This window comes from Gammaproteobacteria bacterium (assembly GCA_019911805.1).
In the GTDB taxonomy this organism is placed as follows: Bacteria; Pseudomonadota; Gammaproteobacteria; order Thiohalobacterales; family Thiohalobacteraceae; genus JAHJQQ01.
Map to the genome: position 1 here is coordinate 1 of JAIOJV010000070.1, position 5,792 is coordinate 5,792.

General features: G+C 59.8%; 8 protein-coding genes and 1 other RNA gene. 6 read left to right on the forward strand and 3 right to left on the reverse strand.

Going from position 1 to position 5,792, the window contains the following annotated elements; translation table 11 throughout:
- The 3 genes from K8I04_07480 (at window position 1) to K8I04_07490 (ending at window position 1,789) form a co-directional block, all read left to right on the forward strand.
- Window positions 1–228, forward strand: coding sequence for a hypothetical protein (locus K8I04_07480; protein ID MBZ0071551.1), 228 nt, complete (start codon window positions 1–3; stop codon window positions 226–228).
- Window positions 229–371: 143 nt separating this feature from the next.
- Complete coding sequence (locus K8I04_07485) at window positions 372–905, forward strand: hypothetical protein (protein ID MBZ0071552.1); 534 nt, start codon at window positions 372–374, stop codon at window positions 903–905.
- Window positions 906–1,339: 434 nt separating this feature from the next.
- On the forward strand, window positions 1,340–1,789 hold the full coding sequence (locus K8I04_07490; GenBank protein ID MBZ0071553.1) for a hypothetical protein: 450 nt from the start codon (window positions 1,340–1,342) through the stop codon (window positions 1,787–1,789).
- Window positions 1,790–1,829: 40 nt separating this feature from the next.
- On the opposite strand, the gene K8I04_07495 is transcribed toward K8I04_07490, so the two are convergent.
- The 3 genes from K8I04_07495 to smpB all read right to left on the reverse strand — a co-directional run bounded on the left by K8I04_07495 (window position 1,830) and on the right by smpB (window position 3,531).
- Window positions 1,830–2,129, reverse strand: a complete 300-nt coding sequence (locus K8I04_07495; GenBank protein MBZ0071554.1) for an LAGLIDADG family homing endonuclease — start codon at window positions 2,127–2,129, stop codon at window positions 1,830–1,832.
- A gap of 338 nt (window positions 2,130–2,467) precedes the next feature.
- Window positions 2,468–2,825, reverse strand: a transfer-messenger RNA (tmRNA) gene (gene ssrA, locus K8I04_07500).
- A 229-nt stretch (window positions 2,826–3,054) separates the two neighbouring features.
- Complete coding sequence (gene smpB, locus K8I04_07505; protein MBZ0071555.1) at window positions 3,055–3,531, reverse strand: SsrA-binding protein SmpB; 477 nt, start codon at window positions 3,529–3,531, stop codon at window positions 3,055–3,057.
- A 115-nt stretch (window positions 3,532–3,646) separates the two neighbouring features.
- Here smpB and K8I04_07510 point away from each other — a divergent pair, with 115 nt between their 5' ends.
- The 3 genes from K8I04_07510 to K8I04_07520 are packed head-to-tail and all read left to right on the forward strand — an operon-like array spanning window position 3,647 to window position 5,789.
- Window positions 3,647–5,020 carry a sodium-dependent transporter gene (locus K8I04_07510; protein MBZ0071556.1) on the forward strand — a complete coding sequence of 458 codons (1,374 nt, stop codon included), beginning with the start codon at window positions 3,647–3,649 and terminating at the stop codon, window positions 5,018–5,020.
- Between the two features lie 18 nt (window positions 5,021–5,038).
- Entirely contained in the window at window positions 5,039–5,479 is a 441-nt protein-coding gene (locus K8I04_07515) for a type II toxin-antitoxin system RatA family toxin (GenBank protein MBZ0071557.1), read from the forward strand.
- Window positions 5,466–5,789, forward strand: a complete 324-nt coding sequence (locus tag K8I04_07520) for an RnfH family protein (protein MBZ0071558.1) — start codon at window positions 5,466–5,468, stop codon at window positions 5,787–5,789. The genes K8I04_07515 and K8I04_07520 overlap by 14 nt, the downstream gene beginning before the upstream one ends.
- The last annotated feature ends 3 nt before the right edge of the window (window positions 5,790–5,792 follow it).

Below are 5,792 nucleotides of genomic sequence, written 5' to 3' on the forward strand. Positions count from 1 at the left end.
GTGTGGATCACCGAGGGCAGTATCTTCTGCTATGGCAACACCGGCAGTGCCTTTGTGCTGCTGACCCGTGACGGCAGCGGCTGGAGAAAACTTCTCGACGAGATTGGTATGCAGGTCATACTGGATACCAAACACGGCGGCTGGCCGGACATCGAGGTGGGTGGGCCCGGTTTCGAGCCATTCCCGGTATACCACTGGGATGGGGAACGCTATGCCCCGGCCAACTGAGATAACCCTGTACGCACTCCGCCACAACTTCGACCCGCATCACTCCTTGCGGTTCAACCCGGCCTATGCCTCATGTTTTCTGAACACGGTTGCGCTTGCGATAACGGGTCAGTTTTCACGTTTTCTCAGGTGAGGGCACGACCATGACCAAATACTGCGGTGAAGTGAAGGAAGTCAGCGATACATCAGGTGGCGGCTACGTTGCCGTCGGACACGGCGACGCCAGAGACAACTACCAGAGCATCTCAGTACCGATCGGAGGTGTCGTCAGCGTGGCAACTGAGTTGCCACTGCTGACCATCGGCAACACTACCTTCAGAAGAATCCGCCTGTGTGTACCGGAAGTAGCAGCCTATATTCACGCTGGCGAGACAATCTGTATTTATGCCTTTGGGCACATGCTACGAAAGAAGATCATCATCGGCGTCCGTGCCGGGAACGGTCCCTCCTGGACAATGGGCTTCGGTCGCATGCTGGGCACAGCATTCACCTACCTTGTGATATGGCCGTTTATTGTCGGTATCCCAGCGCTGTTTGCAGGCTGGATTATCGGCATCCCGTTCGGTCAAGTCGGCGTGGCCGTGGGCGTCACACTGGGCTTTCTTTTCGGTGTCGGAATTTCCTGGCTGAGCGCATTGCGCCTGATCATGACATGGCGCGAAATGCAACGTGAATGAGCAGTCGGAGGACGGCGTATCGTGGCTATTTTTGGCCGTCTGTCGAAGTGCGATGGAAAGATGTGTACACCCGGAACTGCTTGCCTTTCATAAGCAAGCTGGAACCTGGGGAATGGCAGGTGGCAACCGGTAACAGGTCCTGCATGGAATGCTTATATAAGATCCTGAGTAAAGGACGGGAGACGCTCCCCAGGAGATTTTCGGTCGGAATATCAGGACGGCGGGAATACAGCATATAACGGTCATTCCGCTGACAGTATGCTTCACCGATACCCTGCTGATGTGCAGGTCAGATCGACGACCGACCGGTTGCGCGGGCGGGCAAGTGAAGATAGTTCAGGATACGAACCTGATGCTTACTCCTTTCGCGCTGGTGCCTGTGTGAGGGAGATCATGAGGCAGTACCGCCCTGACTGGTGAAGCGGAGAGCGGATATGACGAGATATTGTGGCGAAGTGAAGGAAGTGATGGGGGCGTATACGACGGTTACCCTTACGCTCGGCGATATCGTTATGAAGAAATTCCGCTTGTGTATGAGCGAGGTCGCCGATTATATCCGCCCCGGGGATCGGGTGTGCCTTTATGCTTTCGGTCACTTGCTCAAGACCAAGATCATCATCGGCGTCAAATCGGAGACAGGTTCGTCCTGGACCATGAGTTTCGGCCGTTTCCTGATCACATTCATCTTGTATCTTACTCTGTGGCCCGTCCTGGTGAGTCTCGGCGCGATCGCGGTCTTTGCACTGCCGCCGATGATTTTCGGATGGGATACTTTGTCCAATCTGGGGTTTCTGCTTGGAATAATCTATGGTGTGGTCATCTCGCTTATCAGCGGCATCCGCTTGCTGAAAACATATTGGGAGATGCAGGCTGACTGCGGGTAATGGGAGAAAACCAGGGTCTGGGCTTACTCGGCAGTATGGGTTACCGGAAGGGCTGGAGTTGTTCCAGAACGTGCAGGGCCTGCCGGTTGTAGATCGCGTAGGTATAACTCGGGGTGTGGTGTGAATGGCTGATACGCTTGCGGGTAATTTTGCCGGCACCCACGGTTTGCAATACGTACTCGAGCAGGGCCCGCTCGGTATTGCTGATGCTGACGGCCAGTTGGCGGTATTCGTTACGATGCTTGCGCGACAGGGTGATGGTGCCTTCGCCGTCGATGAGACCCGCGATATAGGCAGCGTCAAGGTCGCTAATGCTTCTGGGTGTTGGGTAGGCGGCCATCCATGGCCCTCCCGGGAATAAGGTGGCCCTGACTCAGAAGTCAGGGCCGGTGTTGGTGGAGGCGGCGGGACAGCTGTTCCCGGATTTTCATCCAGGGCTGGACTATTCCTTCACCTGCCGTTGAAGGCAGGGGAGGGCGTGTTGTGGATCCTTGCCCCCTGGCAGTGATCCACCCTAGTACTCCATGGAGCTATGCTCGTTAGGAGCCTATGAGTCTCTAGCCGGCTTACGGGTTTCCCCTTCACCGGACGGCGTTGGCATGGGACCTCTGTCCTGTAGCGTTCACCGTATGAGCCCTCTTTTCCAACGGGGATCACTCCCCGTGGCGACCATTGTGTTAATCGAACCCGCGTCCGCAAGTCCTCTGCCTTCGGCTCTACATGCGTATCCACGTCTATTGATTTAACCGGCCGCTACCCGACGGGCAGGGAAAACGGACGGCGATCCCAGTTAGGTTTTAACGGATCCGCCCTGGGAGAGCCTCACCGCGATCTTGTGAGAATCGACGCCTGATGCCCCTGATTGCTCAGAAAGCCCGGGCGCACAAGCACGGCCCCGGTCAGACGGCACCCTACTGGGTTTTAAGCAGCGAGTGCGTAGTTGTCGTCGTTGGCAACTATGGTTTTGCAATGTGTTTTACGAGGGCATTGCACCTCGGCATGCACCTTAGGTTTCGCAACCCACGTCGAAGCCAGGTCGCCCCCATTTGATGACTTCTTCTGAAGCGGTGCCAGTATACCACACCGCAACATTTCACCGCCGTCTACCCCCGCCCACCTTTGCTTCTCGGCCTTGGGCCGGCTCCTAAGGGAGTCCTGCAGGGGCGCAGGCGACGACGGCTTACCTACTATATGGTCCCGGCACAGGGTCTTTTCAAGGGGGTGCTCGCTACTGGGCAGCACCATGATCAACGCTCGCGGGTGGCTCAACCGTGGCGCAGGATGCGCTGCTTCTCGCGCTGCCAGTCGCGGTCCTTGTCGGTGGCACGCTTGTCGTGTTCCTTCTTGCCCTTGGCCAGACCGATCTCCAGCTTCACCTTGCCGTGCTTCCAGTACATGGCCAGCGGGATCAGGGCATAGCCCTTGCGTTCGACCGCGCCGATGAGCTTGGCGAGTTCGTGGCGATGCAGCAGCAGTTTGCGGGTCCGGGTCGGGTCGGGGTGGATGTGGGTGGAGGCGGTCAGCAGCGGACTGATCAGGCAGCCGATCAGCCAGGCCTCGCCTTTCTTGAGGATCACGTAGGCATCGACCAGTTGCACCTTGCCGGCGCGCGCGCTCTTGACCTCCCAGCCCTCCAGGGCCAGGCCGGCCTCGAAGCGCTCCTCGATCGAAAAGTCGTAGCGGGCCTTCTTGTTGAGCGCGATGGTGCCGCCGGTCGTCGCTTTGGATTTTTTTGTCGCCATCGGCGCATTATAGGCCGGCGGCCCTCGCCGCGGCCATCGATTCGCCTGTAGCCGGTTGAGGCGCTGGCAATTTTCCCGGACAATGGCGCGCACCCCGGTTGGAGACAAAACCCTGATGACGCGACGCACGTCCATCCACGGCGAATGGTCGTCCCGGATGGCCTTCATCCTGGCGGCCACCGGCTCGGCGGTCGGTCTGGGTAATATCTGGCGGTTTCCCTACATCACCGGCGAGGGCGGCGGTGGGGCCTTCGTGCTGGTGTACATCCTGTGCGTGCTGGCCATCGGCGTGCCCGTCATGATGGCCGAGATCATGCTCGGCCGCCGCGGTCGGCAGAGCCCCATCAATACCATGCGCACCCTGGCCGAGGAGTCCGGCCGGTCACGCCTGTGGGCGGGGATGGGCTGGATGGGTATGGGGGCCGGATTCCTGATCCTGTCCTTCTACAGCGTCGTGGCCGGCTGGACCCTGGCGTACATCTTCCGTACCGGCTCCGGGGTGTTCACGGGGGCCACTGCCGACGGCGTCGCGGCGATCTTCCGGACCTTTATCAGTGATCCCGAACGGCTGTTGCTCTGGCATACCATCTTCATGGTCATGACGGTGGTCGTGGTGTCGCGTGGCGTGAAGAGCGGTCTGGAGCAGGCCGTGCGGTTTCTCATGCCGGCCCTGTTCGTGCTGCTGGTGGCGATGGTCGGCTATGCCATGAACACCGGCGCCTACCAGGAGGCAATCACGTATCTGTTCCGGCCGGATTTTTCCAAGCTGACCGGCCACGCCGTGCTGAGCGCCATGGGGCAGGCCTTCTTCAGTCTGAGCCTGGGCATGGGGGCGATCATGATCTATGGGTCGTATCTGTCCCATACTGCGTCGATCACCCGCATGGCCTTCATCATCGCGCTGCTGGACACCTTGGTGGCACTGCTGGCGGGGATGGCGATCTTCCCACTGGTGTTCGCCTACGGTCTGCAACCGCAGGGCGGTCCCGGGCTGATCTTCATGACCCTGCCGATCGCCTTCGGGCAGATGCCGGGTGGCGCAATGTTCGGTACCGCGTTCTTCGTGCTGCTGCTGTTCGCGGCCTGGACATCGGCGATCTCCCTGCTCGAGCCGATGGTCACCTGGCTGGTGGAGAACCGCGGCATGAGCCGGGTGAAGGCCGCCACCGGGTCCGGCATCGCTGTCTGGCTGTTCGGCCTCGGCTCGCTGTTCTCTTTCAATATCTGGGCAGACTACAAGCTCTTCAACAAGACCTTTTTCGATCTGACCGACTACGTCACATCCAATGTGATGCTGCCGCTGGGCGGCCTGCTGATCGCCGTCTTCTCGGTCTGGATGATGACGGCGGAGGTCAGCCGTGGAGAGTTGGGCCTGCGCGACGGCTTCGGTTACCGCAGTTGGCGGTTCGTGGTGCGCTACGTCGTGCCGATCGCGATCATACTGGTGTTCCTGAACGTCACCGGTATCCTCGGCTTGATCGTCTACTAGCCGGGTGGGATACAGCTGATGACGACCTCCATCCACAAGTCGGCGCTCGTGCCCTATACGCCGGCGGAGATGTTCGCCCTGGTGAGCGATATCGAATCGTATGCGGAATTCCTGCCCTGGTGCCGGTCCTCGCGGGTGATCTGGGCGGAGGGGGACGAGGTGCGGGCCTGTCTGGATATCGCCAAGGGCAGCCTGCACAAGTCGTTCACCACCCACAACCGCCAGCAGCGCAACAAGATGATCGAGATGCGCCTGGTCGAGGGACCCTTCGAGCGTCTGGAGGGTTACTGGCGCTTCGATCCACTTGGCGACAAGGCCTGCAAGGTGTCGCTGGATCTGGAGTTCGAGTTCGCCAGCCGGATGCTCGGCATGATGATCGGGCCGGTGTTCAGCCAGATCGCCAACTCCCTGGTGGATGCCTTTCAACAGCGCGCGGTGCAAGTCTATGGAAAACGCTGAGCAGATCGAGGTAGAGGTGGCCTATGCCCGGCCGGATACCCAGCTCATCCTGAAGCTGCGCGTACCGCGCGGCACCACCCTGGAACAGGCCGTACGCACCTCCGGCATGCTCGAACGCTTTCCCGAGATCGATCTGGCCAGTCACGAGCTCGGCATCTTCGGCAAACTCAACAAGCCCGGTACCGAACTGCGCGACGGCGACCGCGTAGAGATCTACCGCCCCCTGATTGCCGATCCCAAGGAGGTGCGCAAACAGCGTGCCGCCGAGGGCAAGCGTATGAAGAAGGGCGGTGGTGATATTGAGGGGTAGGGG